General features: G+C 64.5%; 21 protein-coding genes, 1 tRNA gene and 1 pseudogene. 17 read left to right on the top strand and 6 right to left on the bottom strand.

The features are described from left to right. The first annotated feature begins 3 nt into the window (after positions 1-3). Both IEX24_RS15025 and IEX24_RS15020 read left to right on the top strand, forming a co-directional pair. Positions 4-3,417 (top strand): tubulin-like doman-containing protein, encoded by a 3,414-nt coding sequence (locus IEX24_RS15025; RefSeq protein WP_188679575.1) that lies wholly within the window; start codon positions 4-6, stop codon positions 3,415-3,417. 61 nt (positions 3,418-3,478) lie between these two features. Beyond that, complete coding sequence (locus IEX24_RS15020) at positions 3,479-6,829, top strand: hypothetical protein (RefSeq protein WP_188679573.1); 3,351 nt, start codon at positions 3,479-3,481, stop codon at positions 6,827-6,829. Positions 6,830-6,972: 143 nt separating this feature from the next. On the opposite strand, the gene IEX24_RS20075 is transcribed toward IEX24_RS15020, so the two are convergent. After that, complete coding sequence (locus IEX24_RS20075) at positions 6,973-7,152, bottom strand: hypothetical protein (protein ID WP_373283855.1); 180 nt, start codon at positions 7,150-7,152, stop codon at positions 6,973-6,975. On the opposite strand from IEX24_RS20075, the gene IEX24_RS15015 reads away from it, so the two are divergent. Continuing rightward, positions 7,102-7,545: an MOSC domain-containing protein gene (locus tag IEX24_RS15015; protein ID WP_372435739.1), complete on the top strand. Its 444-nt coding sequence runs from the start codon at positions 7,102-7,104 to the stop codon at positions 7,543-7,545. The two genes, IEX24_RS20075 and IEX24_RS15015, sit on opposite strands and share 51 nt — an antisense overlap. A 252-nt stretch (positions 7,546-7,797) precedes the next feature. Here IEX24_RS15015 and IEX24_RS19650 read toward each other — a convergent pair. Next, positions 7,798-8,526 (bottom strand): annotated as a pseudogene (locus IEX24_RS19650) (DUF2252 family protein); the annotation flags it as partial. Positions 8,527-8,825: 299 nt separating this feature from the next. On the opposite strand from IEX24_RS19650, the gene IEX24_RS15005 reads away from it, so the two are divergent. The 5 genes from IEX24_RS15005 to IEX24_RS14985 all read left to right on the top strand — a co-directional run bounded on the left by IEX24_RS15005 (position 8,826) and on the right by IEX24_RS14985 (position 10,877). Further along, positions 8,826-8,899, top strand: a tRNA-Pro gene (locus IEX24_RS15005). A gap of 135 nt (positions 8,900-9,034) precedes the next feature. Beyond that, positions 9,035-9,451, top strand: a complete 417-nt coding sequence (locus IEX24_RS15000) for a hypothetical protein (RefSeq protein WP_188679570.1) — start codon at positions 9,035-9,037, stop codon at positions 9,449-9,451. Next, positions 9,451-9,657 carry a helix-turn-helix transcriptional regulator gene (locus IEX24_RS14995; protein ID WP_188679568.1) on the top strand — a complete coding sequence of 69 codons (207 nt, stop codon included), beginning with the start codon at positions 9,451-9,453 and terminating at the stop codon, positions 9,655-9,657. Before IEX24_RS15000 ends, IEX24_RS14995 begins: the two co-directional genes overlap by 1 nt. Before the next feature lie 210 nt (positions 9,658-9,867). Next, complete coding sequence (locus tag IEX24_RS14990) at positions 9,868-10,395, top strand: hypothetical protein (protein WP_188679566.1); 528 nt, start codon at positions 9,868-9,870, stop codon at positions 10,393-10,395. A 56-nt stretch (positions 10,396-10,451) separates the two neighbouring features. Further along, the gene (locus IEX24_RS14985; protein ID WP_188679564.1) at positions 10,452-10,877 is read left to right on the top strand and encodes a hypothetical protein; all 426 of its coding nucleotides are present in this window, start codon (positions 10,452-10,454) and stop codon (positions 10,875-10,877) included. Here IEX24_RS14985 and IEX24_RS14980 read toward each other — a convergent pair. Further along, complete coding sequence (locus IEX24_RS14980; RefSeq protein ID WP_188679562.1) at positions 10,870-12,177, bottom strand: MFS transporter; 1,308 nt, start codon at positions 12,175-12,177, stop codon at positions 10,870-10,872. The genes IEX24_RS14985 and IEX24_RS14980 overlap by 8 nt on opposite strands. 164 nt (positions 12,178-12,341) lie before the next feature. Between IEX24_RS14980 and IEX24_RS14975 the strand changes: the two genes are divergently transcribed. From IEX24_RS14975 to IEX24_RS14965, 3 genes are all read left to right on the top strand, one after another. Beyond that, positions 12,342-13,019, top strand: a complete 678-nt coding sequence (locus tag IEX24_RS14975) for a FadR/GntR family transcriptional regulator (RefSeq protein WP_188679560.1) — start codon at positions 12,342-12,344, stop codon at positions 13,017-13,019. A gap of 110 nt (positions 13,020-13,129) precedes the next feature. Further along, positions 13,130-14,074, top strand: a complete 945-nt coding sequence (locus tag IEX24_RS14970) for an amidohydrolase family protein (RefSeq protein ID WP_188679558.1) — start codon at positions 13,130-13,132, stop codon at positions 14,072-14,074. A gap of 142 nt (positions 14,075-14,216) precedes the next feature. Next, entirely contained in the window at positions 14,217-16,181 is a 1,965-nt protein-coding gene (locus IEX24_RS14965; RefSeq protein ID WP_188679557.1) for a potassium transporter Kup, read from the top strand. On the opposite strand, the gene IEX24_RS14960 is transcribed toward IEX24_RS14965, so the two are convergent. From IEX24_RS14960 to IEX24_RS14950, 3 genes are all read right to left on the bottom strand, one after another. Further along, positions 16,178-16,618, bottom strand: a complete 441-nt coding sequence (locus IEX24_RS14960; RefSeq protein WP_188679555.1) for a hypothetical protein — start codon at positions 16,616-16,618, stop codon at positions 16,178-16,180. The genes IEX24_RS14965 and IEX24_RS14960 overlap by 4 nt on opposite strands. Beyond that, positions 16,618-17,190 carry a helix-turn-helix domain-containing protein gene (locus IEX24_RS14955; protein ID WP_188679552.1) on the bottom strand — a complete coding sequence of 191 codons (573 nt, stop codon included), beginning with the start codon at positions 17,188-17,190 and terminating at the stop codon, positions 16,618-16,620. Before IEX24_RS14955 ends, IEX24_RS14960 begins: the two co-directional genes overlap by 1 nt. Before the next feature lie 139 nt (positions 17,191-17,329). Beyond that, entirely contained in the window at positions 17,330-17,782 is a 453-nt protein-coding gene (locus IEX24_RS14950) for a group II truncated hemoglobin (protein WP_188679550.1), read from the bottom strand. A 175-nt stretch (positions 17,783-17,957) separates the two neighbouring features. Here IEX24_RS14950 and IEX24_RS14945 point away from each other — a divergent pair, with 175 nt between their 5' ends. From IEX24_RS14945 to IEX24_RS14920, 6 genes are all read left to right on the top strand, one after another. Then, on the top strand, positions 17,958-19,358 hold the full coding sequence (locus tag IEX24_RS14945; RefSeq protein ID WP_188679548.1) for a magnesium chelatase ATPase subunit I: 1,401 nt from the start codon (positions 17,958-17,960) through the stop codon (positions 19,356-19,358). Between the two features lie 14 nt (positions 19,359-19,372). Further along, a complete protein-coding gene (locus IEX24_RS14940; protein ID WP_229715366.1) occupies positions 19,373-21,448 on the top strand; it encodes a vWA domain-containing protein in 2,076 nt (691 codons plus the stop codon). A 104-nt stretch (positions 21,449-21,552) separates the two neighbouring features. Further along, positions 21,553-22,170: a histidine phosphatase family protein gene (locus IEX24_RS14935; protein WP_188679546.1), complete on the top strand. Its 618-nt coding sequence runs from the start codon at positions 21,553-21,555 to the stop codon at positions 22,168-22,170. Between the two features lie 71 nt (positions 22,171-22,241). Next, complete coding sequence (locus IEX24_RS14930) at positions 22,242-22,541, top strand: helix-turn-helix domain-containing protein (RefSeq protein ID WP_188679544.1); 300 nt, start codon at positions 22,242-22,244, stop codon at positions 22,539-22,541. Beyond that, complete coding sequence (locus IEX24_RS14925; protein ID WP_188679543.1) at positions 22,538-22,876, top strand: HipA N-terminal domain-containing protein; 339 nt, start codon at positions 22,538-22,540, stop codon at positions 22,874-22,876. The genes IEX24_RS14930 and IEX24_RS14925 overlap by 4 nt, the downstream gene beginning before the upstream one ends. Further along, complete coding sequence (locus IEX24_RS14920; RefSeq protein WP_307821456.1) at positions 22,765-23,355, top strand: HipA domain-containing protein; 591 nt, start codon at positions 22,765-22,767, stop codon at positions 23,353-23,355. Before IEX24_RS14925 ends, IEX24_RS14920 begins: the two co-directional genes overlap by 112 nt. Positions 23,356-23,378: the final 23 nt, after the last annotated feature.

The raw sequence follows: 23,378 nt of genomic DNA, 5'->3' as shown, positions 1-23,378 counted from the left end.
GCCATGCTCAGACCTTTTCTCATCATCGGCGTCGGCGGCTCGGGCGGTAAGACGCTGCGCGGGCTCAGGCACGCACTCGAACTTCGGCTGCAGCAGGCCGATTGGCATGACGGACTGCCGGATGCCTGGCAGATGCTGCACTTCGACACCCCCATCACGCAAGACGGTGCCGACTACCCGCAGCCGTTCATGCCGCCCCAGAACTACAAGGGGCTCGTGGCTGGCGGTGGCGCCTACGAATCAGTGTTCGGCGGCATCGTGCACGGCAAGAAGATTCCGGCGCAGGTGATGGACGACGTGGTGCGTCAGCTGCCCGACCCCAAGCGGGTTCCGGTCGATGTGACTAAGGGCGCCGGGCAGTTTCGCGCCGTGGGCCGCGCGGTCGCCCTGAGCAAGCTCAGCGACATCGCGAAATCGGCGCAAGAAGCAATCAACAAGATGAGTGACGCCAAGGCGCTCGGCCAGCTGCGCACTCTCGGCGATGTGCTGAAGGCGAAGGCCGACGGCGGCATCACGCCGAACCCGACGGTGATCGTCGTGTCGTCGATCGCTGGAGGATCGGGAGCCGGCCAGTACCTCGACGTGATCGAGGCGATCAAGGCCACCGCGAAAACCCACCCGTGGGCCTATCAGTTCTTCAGCCTGCTCTATGCGCCCGATGTGTTCGATCAGATCAAGGGTTCGGGGGGCATCCCGAGCAATGCGCTTGCGACGGTGGCCGAGACGATGAACGGTTTCTGGACCAAGAACCCTTCGGAGTCGACCATCGAGCTGTTCAAGAGCAAAGGGCTGACTCCGAGCTATGGCGGTGCCCGCGACAAGGTCGGTGGTGCCTACCCGTTCATCATCGGCCGCCAGAACTCGAAGATCTCGTTCGACAACCAGGGCGAGGTCTACTCCGCGCTCGCGACCAGCATTTCTGCGTGGATGACCGATGACCGGGTGCAGGGCGACATCGACGAGTACGCCACCGGCAACTGGACGGCCAACGTGGGCGCCAACAAGCTGAGCGACGAGTCGCGGCTGATGCGCCCGATCGATCAGTCGCCCCCGTTCTCGAGCCTCGGTTTCGGTCGCGTGACGCTCGGGCGAGAGAAGTTTCTCGACTACGCGGCGGAGCGATTCGCCCGATCATCCATCGACCGCATGCTCTACTGGCACGCCGAGAGCGACCCGAGTTTCAAGGAGCGCACCCGCGAAGAGTGGATCGAGCTGAAGGCGTCGTGGGCGCTCGCGGGGTTCATCAGCGCTTCGCGGCTCGACGAAGAGACCGAAGAGCGCAACGACGTGATCAATGCGCTTCGGGATGCGACGGGACAGAAGGCGCTACAGCTCGACTTCGAGAAAGACGTGTTCGAATCGTCGAGCGCGCCCAGTTCGCTCGACAAGGCCGGCGGGCTCGACATCTCGGTCTGGTACGAGCGTCTCACGGCGGAGTACAACGACAAGGCCGAACGGTACCTGGCCAAAGACACCGCCAATCGGCAGGTGAAGCTCAACGAGTGGCTGGCGAATGAGCCGGCGCACATCATCCACACCGTCGAGCAGGCGGTCGGCGAGCACGGGTTGCCCGTCACCGTGGAGCTGCTCAACCGGGTCACTCGCGTGATCAAGAGCGCTGCCGAGACGCTGACCGCCGAGGCAGACACCCGCCGCGGCTGGATTCGCCAGCTGCCGAGCTACATTCACGAGGAACTGAGCCGGTCGTCGAATCAGAACTCGATTCGGCCCGAACAAGAGCCCGTCGACCTGGCCGTCGGGCGCATCGGTCAGGCGTTCGAGTGGGAGTCGGAGGCGCGCCTGCGCGAGTGCGCAAGCGCCCTGCTCGTGGAACTGCGCCGCGACTTCATCGAGCCTCTGAAGAACCACCTCGCCTCGAGCCTGGTGGCGCTGCAGTCGCGCGTCGCCGAGGCGAATCACTCCGACGGCCGCATTAACGAGTTCGAGTTCTGGCCGCGCCAAGACGACACCACGGTGCCGCGCAAGTACGAGCCCGCTCCGAACGAACGCTTGCTGGTCGAGCACGTCGACTACCCGCAGGAGTTCGAGCAGCTCGTCTCCTCGGCGGCCAGCGGTCTGAAGTTCGGCGATGCCATGCCGCGCATCATGAACACGATTCTCGTGGGCACCGTCGGCGATGAGGGTGTCGAGCCCGAGCAGCAGTGGACGCTCATCCGTAATTCGCGTTCGTGGAAGCCCGTGGTCACCGCCGAGGCGACCCACGTGGTGAACTCGCCGCAGCTGCCGCGCTTCGAGTTCGCCGATCAGCCCGAGGTCTACGTCGACCGTGCACGGGTGTGGATGCTGCGCCAAGGCACCGCGTTTCAGAGCTACATCACCGAAGACCTGCGCAACTACTTCGACCAGGTGCACGTCGACCCGGCCGAGTTCAAGAAGCGCAAAGACAAGTTCACGGAGCAGCTGCGTGCGGCGCTCGGATCGAGCGAGCCGCTGGTCAAGCTCAACCCGTCGTTGCTCAGCGAAGTGCATGGCAAGTCGATCGGCGAGGGAACGCGTCTCGTGTTCAGCTCGATTCCATTCGAAGAGGGCACCGAGATGTTCGAGGTGACGAAGCATGCGCTCGTCACGCAGGGTGTGTGGGACGATTCCGTTTCGAAGGGCTGGTTCGCCGACGCCAAGGTCGACGGCATCGAGATCTTCGCGATGTCGGGTTTCCCGTACCAGCCGTTCGTGATGGATTCGGTGATGGAACCCATCGCCCGTGGCTGGCTCGCCGAGTCGAACAACGTCAATTCACGCGCCGCGTTCTGGAAGTGGAAGCGCTCGCGCCTGCTGATGGAGTCGGTTCCGGCCGACCCCGAGGTGATCGAGTCTGTGTTGCGCGGCTGGTACGTGGCCAAGTCGCTCGGCCAGCTCGCCGTCGATGCCACCGACGACGCCCGCGGCCCCGCGCTCAGCGTCTGGGATCCGGAAGCCCTCGAGTACGCGCACTTCCCGCATCCGCTGCTCTACCCGGGTATCGCGCCGTCGAACGACTACCCGGGCATCGTGCTCGAGTCGCTCATCGTAGCGATGGCTCTGATCAGTTCCGAAGGTTCTCTGAAGCCGCTTCGTGCTTACCATGTGCTCATGGATCTCGGTGGCTCATCGGCAGGCCAGCTCTCGCGCACGCTCGAAGGCTGGATTCGTGACGGCCGGCTGAGCCCGCACGCTCCCGAACCCGATGCGACCCGTGCCGGCATGCCCGCTCAAACCCTGGCAGGCCGCCAAGAAGCGCTGCGCGTCTTCCTCGAAGACGAGCGCGAGGAGTTCGTGGCCGAGATCGCCACCCAAGACCTGAAGACCAGCGTCTACAACTACCCCGTGAGCTGGGAGATTCGCGACGACATCGTGCGTGTTCTGTCAGACCTTCGTGACGGCGTGGTCGAGACCAAGGCCGCGAAGTCGGGCATCTGATGACGCTCAGCAGAGCAACGGCCGGCTCGGCGGCCGGCCACGCGCCTGGGGCGAGACGCTAGTGGCCAGCAGGGGAGTGTGGGCTGAGGGTGCGGTGAGCATCATCCTGTTGCCGAGCGGTGAGCAGGGTGCGAGCCTTGCGGAGTTGGCGGCGAAGTGGGTGGAGCTTTCGCTGTTGGGCCCCGCGCTCTGGGTCGAGCCCGAGCGGGTGAGCATGCTGCCTGACAGCCCGCCGAGCATCCGGGCCTGGGCGCTGGGTGTCGACACGAATCACGACCTTCAGCGCATCGACGTCGACCTGTTCGAAGCCCTCGCTCGTGAGCCGCTGACCCTCGTTCGGCTCGTGAAGGTGCGCTCGGCGCTGCCCAGCAGGCAACAGGATGCTCTGCAAGACGCCATCGCTCAAACGGTTTCTGACTACATCACCCTCTCGCTGCCCTCGGTGAACCCCGACTACAGCCACCTGAAGGCGCACACCGAACTGCTGAAGGTGAACCTTATTTGCGCGCCCACCGAGTTTCAGCTGCGCCAGCGGGTGGAATGGGCTCAGAACGACCAGGGCATCACGCTCGTCGCATCGCCAGAAGACCGCTCGAGCCCCTGGGCCGGCGACGCTTTCGTGCGCGACAACGAGCGGTTCGTGGGCTTCGCGCTCATGCACATCGCCACCGTCAGCGGCATCTGGAACGGTGTGCCCACCGGCTCGCTCGACACCTTCGAACGCGAAGCTTCGGCAGCCAGCGGCATTTTCATGCCGCGCGTGTTCGTGAACGGCGTGGTCACCGATGGGCTTGCCCGCCGGGTGGCCGCTCAGGTGCTGACGCAGGCCGCCGACCCGAACTCAGCGCTCATCGACCCCTCGCGCGGGGTGCCGGCCGACGGTACGGCCGCGATTCCGGATGATCGAATCGACGACTACGTCACAGCCATGGTCGATGCGGCCTTCGCCCTCGACGACGCGAAGCTCAGCTACCGGCAACCCGCCATCGACCGAGTAGTGCCGCGGGAGCGCGTCGGAGCCTTCAGACAGCTCGGCATGTTCATTGCGTTCGGCTTCGAGAAACTGCGGTGGATGCCGCACTGGTTCTTCGCCTGGATTCGTGGCGGCTTCGCGGGCATGATGCACAACACCTTTCAGGGCGAGACTGGTCGGCTCGAGGTGGTATCGGGCTTCGAAGAGAAGGTCGACACGCGCGACCAGCTTCTGCTCGCCACCCGTTCGTCGGTGCTCGAGGCCGAACAGAAAGCGCACGAAGCCCTGCATTCGCCGGCGGCAGCGAGCGCACTGCGTTCGACGCCGCGACTGTGGACGGGCCTTCGCGAGCTCGTGTTCGGCGCGCTCGACGGCAGTTCAGACCTCGTGGGCCGCGGTTTCTCGCCCATCGAAGAGAAGATTCCCGTCTTCGGCCGGGTCAGCGACGTGCTGCCCGACGCAAACGACGAGTGGGTGTTTCCGGCCGACGCCGTGCCGCCGGGCTTTCCGGCGACGGTCAGCTCGAGCAATCTGCACGACGGCGCGACGCTGCGTGACGACCTCACCGAGGCGATTCGCGTGCATTCGGCCGAGGCCGACGGGCTCGCCACGCGCTACGCGCACGCCCAGGGCGAATACATCTCGGCGGCCAAGCGCTTCGAGACGCTCAAGCAATACCTCATCTCAAACGGTGCCATCAGCCTGAACGAAGCGGGCGAGATCGCGGCACTCATTCCAGCGCTCGCTGACGACGTGGTGGGTGGCTCTGACGACGATCCGTATGCGGCGCTTCGGCCCTACCTCGCCGAGTGCATCGCGCTGCCCACCAAACTCGAGTCGCTCGAACACACCGGCACCGACATCGGGGCCGAACAGGCTCGGGTCGCCATCGCCGTGGAGCAGTACCGGTCGGCGCTCTCGTCGTTCGAATTCTGGCTCGGCCAGCGCGAGCGGTCGTTCTTGTGGAAGACGCTGAACCGCATGAACGCCACCCGCGACCGGGTTCGCACCGACCTGGCGTACTTCGAGCACCGCCTCACGTCGGTGCTGTTGCCGGCGCCGGGTGCTCTCGTGCGGTTGCGCCAGAGCTTTCACGTGCGCACGGTCGTGTCGACCATCATCATCGTTGCGCTCGGGGCGCTGCTGTTTTTCCTTCCGCGACTGTTCGGTTTCGTTCGCGACTGGAGCCTGTATCCGGCCGATTGGATGATCGTGACGGGGGTGATTGTGGCGATCATCCTCTTCGTCACCGGCTTCTTGGCCTCGTATTACCGGGGCTGGTCGTCGTATGACCGAACGGTGAACACCACCCTCGAAGAGCTGCATCAGCTTGCCGACGCGAGTGCCGAGAGCCGCTCTGAACTGAACCGCCTCGGCAGCCTCTACTCGCAGGCGATGGACTGGCTCGAACTGCTCGCCGTGTCGCTCTACACGCCGTGGTCGGTCAACCCGGCGTGGCTGAACACCGGCCTCGACAACGTCGACGACCACACCATGCCGTTCGCGATGCAGATCGCCCAGGCCTACGAAGGCAACTCTGCCGAGTCGATCAGACTGCAGCACTCGGCGGCGCACAGCCTCGTTCGGGTCGGTTGGCGTGCCGAAGCGTTCGAAGAGATGCTCGCGCAGATCGGCTCGCGGCTCGGGCTCTCGGCCGATCAGCTCGGCCTCGACGCGCTCGATCACGATTTGCCGCACGCATCGAACAACTCCCGGCGCATCGTGCGGCAGAACATGACCGACGAGAACCTGCTCGAAGCGGTGGCTCGGGTGCGGCTACGCGAACTCATCGCGGCCGTGCAGGGCGGGGCGCTCTACGAGGCGCGGCCGCACGTCAGGCGACTCGTCTCCGACCCGCTTGCCGCGCTGCAGTCTGATGCGGCCGGAATCGACACCGGTTCGAGTGCGGGCTCGGGTTCTGGGTCTGGTTCTGGTTCTGGTTCGGAGTCGCTCGAGTGGGGAGCGTTTCTCACCGAAGCGCTCGGCGCTGAAGGCGACCCCATCACGCCCCTCAGCGCCCTCGGCATCGCGCCGTTCGAGCTGCAAGACGGGCACCACCACGCGCCGTCGACGTACCTGCTGCTGCCGCAACGACTTGCCCGCTCAGCGCGGCCGCAGCCGGGGCACGAGCTGCACATCACGACGTACAGCGACGCGGTGGCACGGCCGCTCGACATCGTGGTGCGGGTCGATCTGGCCGGCCCGTTGCCGGTGAGCGCCGTGCACCTGTGGGGTGACAGCACCCGCCGGCACCCCGAACTCGCCGAGGCGCTCGCCGCGGTACAGGCGGGCATGAACGGCGGGGTCGATGCGCCGGGGAGTGGCCGGGCATCCACTGGCGCCCCCGCACTCGCGCCGCGCTGCCCTCGCTGCGGCAAGACCACCTGCCCCGCGGCCGACCCGCGCTCGGGTGCCGCGTGCATCAACAGCGGTATCTGACGCGCACCCCCGCGCCCGCCCCCGCCCGCCACTTCGATATGGATCACGAAAATCGCCCTTCCGCGGCCCGGGAAGGGCGAAAATCGTGATCCATTTCGTCGGTCGGCGCGGGCGACGGGGCGTGAATAGAATTTGAGACAGAACTAGCCACGGTACGGAGGTCGTTTATGCCCGAACTGCTCGCCACTTGCGTTGTGCACGCGCTGCTGCCCGACGCGGGCTCGGTCGGAGTCACCGCCATCGACAAACGCCCGGTCGACGGGCCCGTTGCCGTGCGTAAGCTCGGGCTGCATGCCGATGTTCAGGCGAGTCGTAAACACCACGGCGGCCCCGAGCAGGCGCTGTACGTTTACTCGCAAGAAGACGCCGAGTACTGGCAGGGCGAACTCGGCCGGTCGCTTCCGGCCGGGTGGTTCGGCGAGAACCTGCGCGTCTCAGGGCTCGACCTGGGTGCCGCGCGCGTGGGGGAGCAGTGGCGCATCGGCCCGACCGTCGTGGTCGAGGTCACGTCGCCTCGAACTCCCTGCGCCACGTTCGCCCGCTGGGTGGGCGGTGCGGATGCCCGCGGCTGGGTCAAACGGTTCGCCGAAGCCCAGCGAACCGGCCTCTACCTTCGCGTGGTGAAGACCGGCGCCATCGAGGCCGGAGACACCATCGACGTGTTGCACGTGCCATCCACTGCCCCCACCATCACCCAAGTCTTCGCGGGCGTCTGACCCCGCGCCCCCCAGAACTTCGCGAGGGGCCACCCATGAGCGATCACAATGAGTCGCCCAAAACGGCGCGGGTGGGCGACTTTTTGTGATCTCAGCCTCTGTGGGCTGCCTCGAAGGCGTGAAAGTCTGAGAGGGATTGGGTAGCGTAGGCGAGCGCCCAGGCGGTGACCGCGTGGTCGAAGACCTCTGAGGTGCCGAGGTAGCCCGCGATGACCGCCGCCTGCTCGCGGGAACCTGAGCCTCTTTGATCTGCAGCACGAGCGACTCGCCCTGAGGGCCGGTGAGAATGAGAATGTAGCAGCGGGTGCCCACACTGCCGACACCAACCACACGCATCACCACGTCGGTCACCGTGAAGTGGCCGAGCAATAACGCAATGTCGGCGGGAACCGCGCGCTTGTACTGCTCGAACAACTCCAGCACGAGCTCTTCGGTGGCGTCGGGAATGTGCGTCAGCACTGGCGGATCTTCACGAATCAGCAGCCGCCCGTCGTCACCGCGTTCGGCGATCTTCTCGATGAACGCCTCAGACGTGCGCTTTCGGGCCTGCCCGGTCGCCTTGTCGAGCACCTTCTGCGCCGCCGAATCGAGGTACGGGTCGGGCGCCTCGGTGTCGATGCGAAAGTAATACCGCTCGAGAACCGTCAGCTGCATCATGTCGGCGAGCCCCTCACGGTAGGCCTTCGCCGCTGCACGGGCCGCTAGCCTGACGTTCGCTTCACTGAAGTTCGACTCGCGAGCACCTACCACTACGCTCGCGACGAGCCGTTTTACATCCCACTCCCACGGCGCCACTGCCGCCTCGTCGAAGTCGTTCAGGTCGAACACCATCGTGCGCTGCGGGCTCGCGAACAGCCCGAAGTTGCTCACGTGTGCGTCGCCACAGCTCACCACTCGCAGCCCGGTGTTCGGTTCGTCACGCAGGTCGGCGGCCATGATGCCCGCGGTGCCACGGTAGAACGCGAAAGGGCTGGTGAGCATCCGCTCGTTTCTCAGCGGAATCAACTCCTGCAGCCGGCTCTCGGCCTGCTGGTTCAGGATGCCCAGCGGGTCTCTGTGCGGGTCGGCGATGTACTCCGCGTGAAGCCGGCGGGGTACCTCTTTGCGCAGCGCCTTACCCCGCGCGAACGCTTCGGCCTGAGACACGCGGTCGTCAGGCTCCTCGAGGTTCCACTTCGAAATGGTCATGCCGGGCATCCTTCGGGCTCACATACCTGGATGCAACGGTATCGGTTTCGCGGCTGGCGCGATGTGGGGCTAATATAGACAAGTTGTCTCCACGGGCTGTGGCGCAGCTTGGTAGCGCACCTGACTGGGGGTCAGGGGGTCGCAGGTTCAAATCCTGTCAGCCCGACATAAGAAAACCTAGGTCAGAGGCCGGTCTCGGAGGCTATCCGCACCGGTCTCTTTTCTATTTCCGGGTACGGTCCACCCGCGATCGATGTCAAGTGTCCTTGACATGGTGCTTCGCTTTGCCTACGATCAAACCATGACAAGGCACCTTGACTCCGGTGGTGAGTCGTCAGTCGAACGACGACGGCGTCGAGTCTTTCGCGTGCGACTCTGGTCAGGAGTTGGCTGTTACCTTCTCGCGAGCGTTGCGCTTTTCCGGTGGGGTCAGGCAACCAATCCATGGCGGCTCATCTGGGCTGTGCTGCCGCTCCTCTTCATGGTGTGGGTAGTGATCGTCATCGTGCTGCGTATTCGCCAGATGGACGAATACCAAGTGAAGCTTCTCTTTCCGGGCCTCGCCGTGGGTTTTACGGTATCTATGTTCGCTGCGATCACTCTCGGTACTCTCAGCGCTGCCGGGTTCAGCGTGCCGAACGCCGGCTGGCCAGTAGCCCTTATCGGAATCCTCTCCTGGGAGTTTACGAACCTCATCACGGGTGCTCCGAAAGCCTGATGGAGAGCCTCATTCGTTCGGAGCGTGAAGTGCGGGGATGGACCCAAGCGATGCTCGCCGAACAGCTGAACGTCTCACGCCAAACCATCGTCGCAATTGAGACCGGAAAATACGATCCCTCGCTCCCGCTCGCTTTCCGCATCTCCAGCCTCTTCGGGAAGCCAATCGAAGGCTTGTTCTTCCCGGAAACCACTCCCTCAAGATGACTGTGCGAAAGATCCTTCGTAACGCGCTTCTCAACAGCTATCGGCACTGATACTGAGCAGATCGCGTCATTTCGACGCTAGGCTAATTTGTCGGGTCAAGGGTCGCACGTTCACAGCCCGTCAATCCGCCAGAGAAGTACGCTCGGCGCGCAAAGCCCCGGATCGCTGAGGGTCTCCAGGGCTTTTGTCGTCGAGAAAGGCAGGGGCGATATGGAAATCGTCATCATCACCCTCGGCTGCCTGGGCGCGTGGTTGCTGTTCGCCGGGCCTATCTATCAGGCCGCGATCGAGCTCAGCGAGCAGACGGATGTTCGCGAGCAGTTCGAGGTGGTGTCGAAAGCGATACCGCAGCCTGCCAGGGTCAGCCCGTGGTGGTGGTTGCTGCCACCCGCGGCCTATATCATCCATCAGCGCCGCGAGAAGGAGTACCAGAAGCGCGTCATGTCGAGCTTCACCGATCAGCAGCGGGCTGAGGTGCTGGGCTTCATGAGCAAGGCGACCGGCTGGATCATCGTGGCCGCCGGCGCGTTTCTCATCGCCCTCAAAGAGACCTGGGAGCTGACGCAGCTTCTCGACTGGAGTTTTGCAGTGTTCGCGGCCATCACCGTGGTCGCAGGGGTTCTCTCGGTGCTGCACACGGTGTTGCGGATGCGGCTGACCGGGCGGGTAGCGGCCTACACGACCGACGCACCACACGCCGATGCCGCGAGGCCCGACGCGGCGACGACCGACCAGTAGGCGCGCGAACCGGAGACCCCCTTGCCATTTCATGATCAATTCTCGACAATAGATGGATGCTCGCCGAAACCCCATCTGCCCTTCGCATCGTCGTGGCTGACGGCGGCTTCGCCGAGGTCACGGCCGACCTGATCACGTTCGATTCGGGTGCGGCGTGGTTCTGGGCCGAAGGCGCTGCGGTGGCGTGTCATCTGCTGCGCGACATCGAACGAGTGGAGCTCGTGCCACCGATGACTGCTGCCGAGAGGCATACGAGTGCGGTTTCGTCGCTGGCACTTGTGGTCGAAGAGGTGAGGCGCGAGCATCCACAGGCCTATCGGCGCTGGAGCGCACACGAAGACGCACTCTTGCTCGACGGCCGCCGCACCGGCGCCACTCTCACCGAGCTCGCCGAGCGCCACGGCCGCCAGCCGAGCGCCATACAGTCGCGGCTCGCCAAGCTGACGGCGCCGCGCCCGGAAGCACCCGCCGCCCCTACTTGACCCCGCGAATCGGAATGATGAAGAGGGCGCCCACGATCGCAGCGACGGCTCCGGAGAGAAAGAGCGCCGAGTAGTTGTGCGTGACCGTCGAGGTTGCGCCGATGGTCAAAATCGCGGGCGCGATAGCCGGCACCAGTGATGACGCCAGCGTGCTGGTCAGCGTGATGACGCCCATGTCTTTTGCCGGGTTCGTAGGGTCAGGCAGAATCTGACTGACCAGTGCGAGGTCGACCGCGAGGTAGATGCCTTGCCCGGCTCCGACGATGGCGATCGCAACGAGAAAACTCGGGTATGAGGTCGCATTCGCCGCCGTCACCAGCCCGATGGCAAACACCACGGCTGCGGCCATGACGAACGGCTTGCGACGCCCGATTTTGTCAGACACTTTGCCGGTGATGCCGCCGAAGATCAGTGCAGCCACCGTCAACGTCAGCGTCGAAATGAAGACGGCGCGGGCAACGGATACGGCGTCGAAGTGCAGCGCAAAGATCAAGTACAACGCTTGATAGCCCTGAACAGAACCGACGCCCAAGAACAGCAGCAGCCGGCTCCACCACGCCCAGGCGAACGACGGATGCTTGATGGGGTTGACCCAGAACGTGCTGAAGAAAGCGACCGCCGTGAACGGTGGGCGAAGCTCACGCGGAAACGGGCGGTCTTTCAGAACGATGGCGAACAACAGCACACCCACGATTCCGACCGCAGCCGGTACGAGAATCATGCCGGCGAGGTTCGGTGAGAACAGCTGGGCGATGAACAGCCCGACAACGGCACCGATCGGCAGCGCCAAGCCGACGATCGCAGAGGCCGGCCCGCGCTTCAGAGGTTCGAACTGGTCGGGAATGACCGAGGTCACTCCCACGATGGCTGCCGCGAACCCGACCTGAGTGAAGACGTTCGAGAGCACGAGCAGGCCCACCGAGTTCGCCGCGAAGGTGAGCAGAGCGCCGATGGCGATGAGCACGGCTCCCACGATCAGCAGCGGCCGACGCCGGCCCGTGCGCCACGTGATGCGGTCGCTCAGGCGGCCGAAGAGCGGAAACGTGATCAGCGCCACGACCGCTCCGAGGCCGATGGCGAGCGACAGAATGGTGACGGCGTTCGCCTTGTCGATGAGCGTTGCCTTGACCGACAGCGTCAGAACGACGGGCACGAGTTCGGCGATTCCGGCGCCGATGGCCGCCGCGCCGAGAAAGAACAGAAACCCGTTGCGCGGGTTGGGCCAGCCGCCTGGGGGAGCGGCGTGGGGAGAAATTGTCGCCCCGGCCGCGGCCAGGTCAGGAGTCACGGGATTCGTCATTGCGGGCACCTTTGCATCGCGATTCATCACGGTGATGAACTCTTCGACACAAGTAATAGCACAAATGGTTATAACTATTACAGCCTTTCTCAGAAATTGATGTGGGCCCCCCGCCACGACTCTCGAGAGTGCGTTTGGCGGCGTGCCTCCGGTAACGTCAGGGCATGGCCGCGCGAACAACCCTCACCCGAGCCGAAACTCTCGTTGCCCAGGTCGAGGCCGATATCAAGGCGCGCGGGCTGAAACCCGACGACTGGATCACCAACAAACAAGAGCTTCGCGAGACCTCGGGCATGGCGCGTGCGACGGTGAACGAGGCGGTGCGTTTGCTTCAAGACCGGGGCATGGTCGTGCCGCGACCCGGGCCCGGGGGAGGCCTCTTCGTGGCGGCGCAGCATCCCATCGTGAGGCTCGGGCGAACGTTGCTCGCGGTGGGCGATTCGTCGTCATCGATCGCCGACGCCATCGAGGTGCGTGAAGAACTCGAGGGCCTCATCATGGCGCAGGCGGCGGCGCACCGCACGGCTCGTGACGTTCGTGACCTGCGTCGCATCGCCGAGTCGATTTCGGCGGGAGACCCCGATCGCTACATTCGCGACGTGTGGGCCCTCCATCGCAGAATCGCTGCGATCGGCCGCAATGACGTACTTCGAACGACTTACCTCGGGCTGGTCGAATACGTCGAGTCGCGAGCGGTGGGGGCGACCCGCGAAGACACCCCCGATGATCCGGCGTACTTCGCCCATCGCATCGAATTGCACGTGGGCTTGGTTGACGCCATCGAGTCGGGCGATGAGAAGCTCGCCCGGGCGGCGGCCCAGCGGCACGCGCACAGTTCGTAGGCCACTCGGCCTGTGTGCCGTGCTGGTGGCCTTGGTGCATCCGTTTGACAGAGTCTGATGCTCGCGCCTATCGTAAATGGTTATAACTGTTATGACAGAGAGGTCATCGCATGTCACTCATCGCTCTCGAAGAGCACCTCTTCACCAACGACATCAATCAGCGACTCGGCGGCCGCCTGTTTCCGGGTTTCGCCGATCGGCTCGATGACGTGGGCGAGCAGCGTCTGGCCGCGATGGATGCCGCTGGCATCGACCTTCAAGTGCTGTCGTTTCCCTCGCACGAGATTCAAGAGGCCGAGACGAGGTTGTCGATCGAGCTCGCTCACGACGCCAACGACCAGCTCGCCGCGGTTGTCGCGCAGCGGCCTGATCGGTTTCAGGCCTTCGCCGCGCTGCCGCTCTCAGACGTCGACGCCAGCATCAGAGAACTGCGGCGAAGCATTCTCGACCTCGGCTTTGTGGGGCCCATGCTTTTCGGCCAGACGCACGGGCACTTTCTCGACGAGCCGCAGTTCGAGCCGCTCTGGGCCGAGATCGAAGCACTCGACGTTCCCGTCTATCTGCACCCCGCCGAACCGCCGACAGCCGTTCGCGACGCCTACTACAGCAACATCGACGCCAGTATTGCGCGGGCGCTCGAGCGGGGTGCCTGGGGCTGGCATGCAGAACTGGGGATGCACGTGTTGCGCCTCGCCGCGAGCGGAACCCTCGAACGCCACCGTAGCGTGCAGCTCATCGTGGGGCACATGGGCGAGAACCTGCCGTTTTCGCTGCAACGTGCGAGCGATCAGCTCGGAAACCCCGGCGGTCTGCCGCGGAACGTCATGCAGACCGTGCTCGACCAGGTGGCCATCACGATGGCGGGCTACCCGTACGAGCCCGCGCTGCTCTGCGCGCTGCTGGTGTTCGGCGCCGACAACATTCTCTTCTCCGTCGATTACCCCTTCGCGAGCAACGTGCGGGCCGCGGATGCGCTCGCCCAGGCCCCGCTCAGCCCGCTCGACCGCGAGAAAATCGCATCGGGCAATGCCCGTCGCATCCTGAACCTGCGCTGAGTGTCGTCGCCCGCGAGGGGGTCAGGGCGAGATGCTCTCTTTATCGGGGGTAACCTTGCAGGCGTGCGAAAATTTGGTAGTACCGAACGGGCTCTCATGACGAGCCTCGGTTCGGCCGAGCGCAGCCTGTAGACGGCGCGAAGTGACAGCTTCTGTCGAGTCTGAAGGCTCGGAGACCCTAGAAGCACGAGAGCCCGGCAAGCCCCCGAGTAGAGGGCGCGGATCGCGGGCCGTCGTGCTCGGTGCGATAGCCGCTCTCGGTGTTGTGTTCGGCGACATCGGAACCAGCCCGTTGTACGCGCTGAAGACCGTTTTCACGCTCGATGGCGGCGCGGTGCGCCCGAACGAGAGCGACGTATACGGCGTCATTTCGTTGATGTTCTGGAGCATCACGATCATCGTTTCGATCAAGTACCTCGCCATTTTGATGCGCGCCGATAATGACGGCGAGGGCGGCGTGATGGCGCTCGCCGCGCTGGCGCAGCGGCTTTACGCCAAGACTGCGGGCAAGGCCGGAATACTGCTCGTGATCGGCATTGTGGGTGTTTCGCTGTTCTACGGCGACTCCATCATTACCCCGGCGATCAGTGTGCTCTCGGCGGTCGAAGGTCTTGACGTGTCGCTGCCGGCTATCACGCACTTGGTGATTCCGATCGCCGTGGTCATCTTGGTGGGCTTGTTCGCGGTTCAGCGATTCGGAACGGGCAAGGTGGGCCGACTGTTCGGGCCGATCATGGTGCTGTGGTTCATTGTGCTCGGGCTCGCCGGGCTTTTGATGGTGATTCAGTACCCGGCCGTATTGCTCGGTTTGTCGCCGAGCTATGCCGTGGTTTTCATCGTGGCGCATCCGGCAATCTCGTTCATCGCCATGGGCGCGGTGGTGTTGGTCATCACGGGAGCTGAGGCGCTGTACGCCGACATGGGGCACTTCGGGCGCTCGCCGATTCGTCGTGCCTGGTTCGCGCTGGTGTTTCCGGCGCTCATTCTGAACTACCTGGGGCAGGCGGCGCTTGTGCTGCACAACCCGGCCGCTACGGCGAACCCGTTCTTTCTGCTGTTCCCTGATTGGGCGCGGCTGCCGATGGTGGTACTCGCTACCGCGGCAACGGTCATCGCGAGCCAGGCGGTGATTTCGGGCGCGTTCTCGCTGACACGGCAAGCCGTGCAGTTGGGGCTGCTTCCGCCGCTCACCATTCGGCAGACGTCTGAGCGCGAGGGCGGGCAGATCTATCTGCCGGCCGTGAATGCTCTGCTGTTCATCGGTGTCATTGTGGTGATGCTGGCTTTCCGGTCATCCGATCGCCTGGCTACGGCGTACGGCGTGTCGGTTACCGGGGCGCTGGTGGTCGATACGGTACTGCTGCTGCTGGTTGCGCGGCCGCTGTGGCACTGGCGGCCGTGGAAGCTCGTTGTTGCGGCCGTGGTGTTCGGTGGCCTGGAGCTCACGTTCTTGGCCGGCAACCTCTCGAAGGTGATCAACGGCGGGTGGGTTCCCCTGCTCATTGCGGCAGCGGTGATCGTGGTGATGACCACCTGGCGGCGAGGGCGACAGCTCGTGCTCGAAGATCGGTTGAAGAAGGAGGGCTCTCTTTCTCAATTCATCGACGATGTTCGATCGCAGAAACTGCCCCGGGTGAGCGGTATTGCCATTTTCCCTCACCCGAACAAAGAGAGCACACCGCTCGCTCTGCGGGCGAACGTCAAACACAATCACGTTCTGCACGAGCACGTCATCATCGTGTCGGTGACGATTGCGCGGGTGCCGCATGTGCCGCTGTCTGAGGCGTTCACCTACGACGATTTGGGCTACTTCGATGACGGCATCGAACATCTGAGCATCCGTTTCGGCTTCTCAGACCGGCCCGACCTGCCTCGCGCGCTTCGAGCCGCGTGCCATGCGCACGTGCTGCCGCTCGAAGCGGGGGCGTTCAAGCATGCGTCGTACTTCATCTCCCGCGGCACCATTCGTACCACCGGCGCCAAGAAGATGGCTCGGTGGCGCCGGTCGTTGTTCGTGGCGCTCGCGCACAACGCGGCCGACCCCGCCGCGCGTTTTGCGCTGCCGCCACTGCGCACCGTCACCATGGGCAGCGACGTAGAAATCTAGCCGATTCTGAATTCAGCCGGTTCGGGTGACCGCTCTGGCAATCCTTGCCGAAGAATTCCCGTCAGCATGCGCAAGCCGCGGTCACTAAGTGCGTCGCCTGGAAAGTACTCGTCAATGAGGGTGTCAGCATCATCAATGGTTGCGAGACCGCAGATCGTCATCAGCGCTGCGATGTCATCTTCGTCTCGGCCCGGGCGATTCGCCATCAGCTTCATGGCTAGCAGTGCCTCGGCAGAGAGAACCCACACAGAAACGTGGCTGTCGTCGTAGATGGGCTGCCACTCAGGCACCTTGCCCAGAGTCGGGATGAAGATCGTGGCATTGTCGTTCAGCCAATCGATGCGGATGCTCGCCGAGTCACCAGAGAGCTTGAGTCGTTCGACGAGCTCTCGCAAGCCCGCGATCAGGTCTTCGCGCTCGAGGCGCCGCGTGGGCATCAGACGCTACGCAACGTGTCAGCGTCGATGAGGATGCCCCGTTCGAGAAATTCAGCGGGCACTGCAGACCGATTTACCGGTGTTAGGTAGGTACCCGTGTTGAACGTCCAGGCCTTCTTGAGTTTGCGAGACGCGCGGGTCGTCCACGTTGGAGCCGGGAAACCCTCTTCGCCAAGGCGGTATGCGACCAGACCCGCGAGTGCGGCATCCCAATGCTTGATTCCGGTGGGTGCAGGTTCGGTAAGACCGAGCCCGTATCGGCCTTCGTTGTGTTCGGCGGCGAGGTTGTCGTTGAGCTGAATGAAGCTGCGAGCCGCTTCAGCGGGACGCTTGCTTTTGACGGCCGCGCGGATATGACCCGCAATTTCGGCCGCGCTCGCGCGGGTGGAGGGGATGGCGATGAGGCTGTGGTGGGAGCCGGCGAGAAGACGCTCGACGGTGCTCAACCGCGCGTCTCTGCCGTTTTCGATGGAGGAGACCGCAGTCTCGGCGACGCCAGTTCGCGCAGACAGTGCCTGTTGGGTGAGGCCGCTCGCTCGGCGTGCATTATTGATCAATACACTCTGGGCCATGGGCGCTGCTTCCTTAGATTGGCATAATATTACGAATAAGTAGTTTATAAGCAGTATAACTTACAAATTTCCGAACAAAATGAGCATACGTCAATGACAAATCGATGTGAATTCCGCATAAGAACCGCTCAGGCGCGGGCTACGCGGATGAGCCGGGCAGCGACCAGTGGGGGAGAGGGGGCGAGGCCGGCACGTCTGCTGCCGACGTGGGGTGGGCGGCTAGGGCCGTGGTCGACCAGACGAAATAGTTGGTCAGGGTGCGCCTGAGGGATGGGTCGCCGGGGAGGTGCGCGTCGTCGAGGGCGGCGATGAAGCAGGCGATGGCGCGCTGATCCATTTCTTCGTGCACTCCGTTTGCGGAATGCATGACGAGCACGTCGTGCTGTGAGCCCATCGAGCTGGTGTAGGTGGTGGGACCGCCCCACGCTTCGGCCCAATACGCGGCGAGGCGTTCGATGTGTTCGGGGTGCTGGCCGGGGTGACTGAAGGCGTGCGAGACCACGGGGTCTGCCAGGCAGCGTTCGTGCCAGGCCCGTGCCAGGGCTAGAACCGCTGGCGCGCCTCCAACCGCCTCGAAGAGTGAACCGACCATCGCTCAAGTTTCGGGCATCGCTGCCTGCCATGCAACAGTCGAGCCCCGGCCCCCGACCGCAGCGAAGAGCAGCAGGTTTCGGGTTCGTGACGGGGGGCTGGATGCTCTCCCAGAGTTTTTGCACAGATTTCGCCTCGCCCGCCGAGGTGGCCCCGAACGGGGTTAGCGTTATGAGGTGACCAGCGCGGCAACTGAGGTTCCCAACATCCATACCGTCGGAGAGCTGCGCGCCTCCGGCCATCAGCAGAAGCAGCTGCGCGAAGAGATTCGCGAGAATCTGCTGCTCAAATTGCGGTCGGGCGAAGACCCGTGGCCTGGGCTGCACGGGTTCGAGTCAACGGTCATCCCGCAGCTCGAACGCGCGCTGCTCGCAGGGCACGACATTGTGCTGCTCGGCGAACGCGGGCAGGGCAAGACGCGGTTGCTGCGCACCATCGGCGGGTTACTCGACGAATGGAGCCCGGTGATCGACGGCGCCGACCTCGGCGAGCATCCCTACGACCCCATCACGCACGAATCGCAGCGTCGGGCCGCGGCGCTCGGTGATGACCTGCCCGTGGCCTGGCGCCACCGCAGCGAGCGCTACGTCGAGAAGCTCGCGACCCCCGACACGAGCGTGGCCGACCTGATCGGTGATGTCGACCCGATGAAGGTGGCCGACGGCCGCTCGCTGGGCGACCCCGAGACCATTCATTTCGGGCTGATTCCCCGCAGCCACCGCGGCATTGTGGCCATCAACGAGCTGCCCGACCTCGCCGAGCGCATTCAAGTCTCGATGCTCAACGTCATGGAAGAGCGCGATATTCAGATTCGCGGCTACGTGCTGCGGCTGCCGCTCGACGTGCTGGTCGTCGCGAGCGCGAACCCCGAAGACTATACGAACCGCGGGCGCATCATCACTCCGCTGAAAGACCGGTTCGGGGCCGAGATTCGCACCCATTACCCCACCGAACTCGAGGCTGAGGTCGCGGTCATCCGTCAAGAAGCCGACCTGGTGGCCGAGGTGCCTGAGCATCTGATCGAGATTCTGGCCCGGTTCACACGCAACCTGCGGGCATCGTCGTCGGTCGACCAGCGTAGCGGGGTCAGCGCTCGGTTCGCCATCGCGGGCGCCGAGACCATAGCGGCGGCAGCGTTGCATCGTGCAGCTGTCACAGGCGAAGACCAAGCTGTCGCCCGTGTCGTCGACCTCGAAACCGCGGTCGATGTGCTCGGCGGCAAAATCGAATTCGAGAGCGGCGAAGAGGGGCGCGAAACCGACGTGCTCACCCATTTGTTGCGTGTCGCCACTGCAGATACGGTTCGCGAGCACTTTCGTGACATCGACTTCGCCCCGTTGGTCGACGCCATCGAAGACGGCGCCATGGTGACGACGGGTGAGCGGATGACCGCCCGAGACGTTCTCGCCGGCCTCCCTCCCATCGGCGAATCTGAACTGTACGACGACGTTTTCGCGCGGCTCGGCGCCACCAACGACGGCGAGCGCGCTGCGGCGATGGAATTGGCCCTCGAGGGCCTGTACCTGGCGCGAAAGGTCGGCAAAGACACCGACGGGTCTGAGACTGTTTATGGCTGAGAGGCGCACCGCTCGTGGATAAGCATCGCACTCGTTTTCGCCGCTACGAAGGCGGCGACCCGCTCGCGGCGCCCGTCGACATCGCCGAAGCGCTCGACGCCATCGGCGAGAGCGTCATGGGCGGATCATCGCCCGAGCGTGCCATGCAAGAGTTTCTGCGTCGCGGCGGCCAAAGCCAGACTGGCCTCGACGACCTCGCGCGGCGCGTTGCCGAGCGACGCCGCGACCTGCTGCAGAAGAACAACCTCGACGGCACCATGCAGCAAATCAAAGAACTGCTCGACAAAGCGGTGCTCGAAGAGCGCAAACAGCTCGCCCGCGACGTCGACATGGATGACGCCGACCGCGCATTCGCCGAACTGCGCCTAGAGACGCTGCCCCGTTCGCCCGCCGCGGCCGTCAGCGACCTCAACGGCTACGACTGGCAGTCGCGGCAGGCGCGCGAAGACTTCGAGAAGATCAAAGACCTGCTCGGCCGCGAGCTGCTCGATCAGCGCTTCGCGGGCATGAAACAGGCGCTCGAGAATGCGTCCGCCGCCGACAAGGCCGCCATCAACGAGATGCTCAGCGACCTCAACGAACTGCTCGAGAAACATCAGCGGGGCGAAGACACGCCAGAAGACTTCGACGAATTCATGAGCAAGCACGGTGAGCAGTTTCCCGAGCATCCTGCAAACATCGACGAACTTCTCGACTCGCTGGCCAAGCGCGCGGCCGCGGCCCAGCGCATGCTCAACTCGATGAGCCCCGCACAGCGCGACGAGCTGATGAAGCTCTCGGCAGAGGCCTTCGGCTCGCCCGAACTCATGCAGTCGCTTTCGCAACTCGACGCGAACCTGCAGGCGCTGCGCCCGGGCGAGAACTGGGGCGGCTCCGAGCAGTTCGACGGCGAGCAGGGCCTCGGCCTCGGCGACGGCACGGGCGCGCTGCAAGACCTCGCCGACCTCGACGAACTCGCCGAACAACTCGCTCAGTCGTACGGCGGCGCCCGCATGGACGACGTCGACCTCGACAAACTCGCCCGCCAGCTGGGCGATCAGGCGGCGGTGGATGCCCGAACCCTGCGTGAGCTCGAAAAGGCCCTGCGCAACAGCGGCACGCTGCGCAAAGACTCGTCTGGCCAGCTGAAACTCACCCCGAAGGCGATGCGGCAGCTCGGTAAGGCGCTGTTGCGTGACGTGGCGACTCGCATGTCGGGCCGGCAGGGTCAGCGCGAGACGCGCAAAGCAGGCTTGGCGGGCGAACAATCGGGCGCCACCCGCCCGTGGGAGTTCGGCGACACCGAGCCGTGGGATATTCCGCGCACTGTGCTCAACGGCGTGCAACGCCGACTCGGCGGGGGTGGCGGCAGGCTCATTACCATCGACGACGTCGAGGTGGGCGAGACCGAGGCGCGCACTCAGGCTGCCGTGGCGCTGCTCGTCGACACGTCGTTCTCGATGGCGATGGATGGTCGGTGGGTGCCCATGAAGCGTACCGCGCTCGCTCTGCACACCCTGATCACGTCGAGATTCCGTGGCGACCACCTGCAGCTCATCGGTTTCGGCCGGCACGCTGAGGTGATGGACATCGAGCAGCTCACCGCCCTCGATGCCATGTGGGATAAGGGTACGAATCTGCACCACGCGCTGCTGCTCGCGAACCGGCACTTTCGGAAGCACCCGAACGCGCAGCCGGTGCTGCTGATCGTGACCGACGGCGAGCCCACCTCGCACCTGGAGCCAGACGGGCAGGTTTTCTTCTCCTACCCGCCGCATCCGCAGACCGTGGCGCACAGCGTGCGTGAGCTCGACAACTCGGCGCGGCTCGGGGCGCAGATCACCATCTTCCGGCTGGGCGACGACGCCGGGCTCGCGCGCTTCATCGACTCGCTGGCGAAGCGCGTCGACGGCACGGTGATCGCGCCGGAGCTCGATGACCTCGGTGTTGCCGTTGTCGACTCGTACCTCGGGTCTCGTGACCCGAGTGCGCCCGGTGCGGGCAGTGCGGGAGGGGCGTATGGTGCTGCCTCAGACGGCACGCCGAGCGCGTGGCGAAGTGGCTACGGCGACTGGTTGGGCGGCGGTCGAGGGTTCTGGGTCGACCCCTGAACAGTGAAAGTCTGCGCGAGACGTGAGCGCTGCACACCTTCTCACGCGCGGCGTCACCAGCCGCTACCTGCGATAGCGTGAAGCAGACGAAAGGTGTGCCGCACGTGGTCACAGATTCACCCTCGAACAAGCCAGGCGAGATCATTCTGGTTCGCCACGGCGAGACTGCCTGGAGCCTGACCGGCCAGCACACCGGAACCACCGACCTTCCGCTCACCGAGCACGGCGAAGAGCAGGCGCGGGCCGTGGGCGTGGCGCTCGCGGGCCGCTCGTTCAGCCAGGTGCTCGTGAGCCCGCGCACCCGGGCCCAGCGAACGGCCGACCTGATCGGTTTCGGCCAGCAGGCCGTCATCGAGCCCGACCTCGCCGAGTGGGACTACGGCGCCTACGAGGGCCTGACGACGCCCGAAATCGTGGCCGAGCGCGGCCCCTGGAACCTCTGGACCGACGGCGTGCCACCCGGCGTCACCCCGGGCGAGACCAGCGAAGACGTACAACGCCGCGCCCTTGTAGTGCTAACGCGCGTGCGCGCCGACGTGCTCGTCGGCCACGACGTTCTGCTCGTGGCCCACGCCCACATCTTTCGAGCGCTCGCCGTTGCCTGGGTCGAGCTGCCCTCGACGGCCGGCCAAATCCTCACGCTCTCCACCTCGACCATCAGCGCCCTCGGCTACGAGCACGGCCAGCCCGTCATCGCCCAATGGAACGCGCCCGCTACCTGAAATCGTTAACGCTTCTGATCACACGCATTAAGCGGTATAGTGTCTGATATTGCGATCATTAGTGGAGTGACATGGTGAGGCCGATTTCGACGCGGGTGCAAAGCGCGGCTGCGACCCTAGGCCAGCAACTTTCGGTGTGGCGCAAACTTCAGGGTCTGACCGCACAGCAAGTCGCCGAGCGGGCCGGCATCTCGCGGGGAACACTGCAGAAAGTCGAATCGGGCGACACCGGTGTGAGTTTCGGTGCCGCGTTGAGCGTTGCGCGTGCTCTAGGGGTACTCGACGCGATGGTGAACGCAACCGACCCGTACGAAACCGATCTCGGTCGGGCCAGGGCAGACGAGGTGCTTCCAAAGCGGGTGCGCCGATGACGAGCATCCATGCGCACATCGAGATCGACGGAACGTCATCGCCCCTCGGTCAATTGTTCTCTTCAGTGCGAAGAGGGCGGCTGACCTCGATGTTCTCGTACGACGCCGACTATGTGAGCCAGTTTCGCGCGTATTCGATTGAGCCGGCGATGCCTCTTGTAGCGGGGCCGCAAGCGGTGGGCGGCGCTCTTCCCCGCGCCTTCGCAGATGCTGCGCCCGATAGATGGGGTCGCAACCTGATCGCGAGACGATTTCGCGCCGAGCGTCTCGCCGAGGGGCTGCCGTTGCGACAGCTGGCAACTCCGGGCGACGGGTGGGGTACGCGAGTGCGCTGACGATGCTCGAGGCCGCAGACGGAGAGAGGCGAGATTACTTCGAACTCGCTGAGGCGCTGACGGAATTCAGTTCTCAGACGACGTCTGATCTACGCCAACTCTGGCGCCGAATCGCGTTCTCGATTGCCGTGCACAACACCGACGATCATCTTCGGAATCACGGATTCTTGCGCGAACGATCGGGTTGGTCGCTCTCACCGGCGTTCGACATGAACCCCAACCCCGACCTAGCAGAGGGAAGAGTGACCTCGGTGGGAGGAGCAAGTTCGCCGATTGACGAGGTTGCTGCGCTGATTTCGAACGCTGCCGTTTTCGATCTAACGCACGATCATGCACGTCAGATTCTGTTCGACGTATTTACCGCGACTGCCGAATGGAAGGTCGTTGCGCGACGAAACGGCATTGCCGAGTCGGAAATCGCCGAGTTTTCTCCGGCGCTCGATGCTTCGATGAAGGCATTGCGCGACGCGGCGGAGTAGCGACTCGCTGAGCGAAGCGGCGG

This window comes from Subtercola lobariae, assembly GCF_014640255.1.
Classification (GTDB): domain Bacteria; phylum Actinomycetota; class Actinomycetes; order Actinomycetales; family Microbacteriaceae; genus Subtercola; species Subtercola lobariae.
This window is presented reverse-complemented; position numbering and strand designations above follow the sequence as displayed.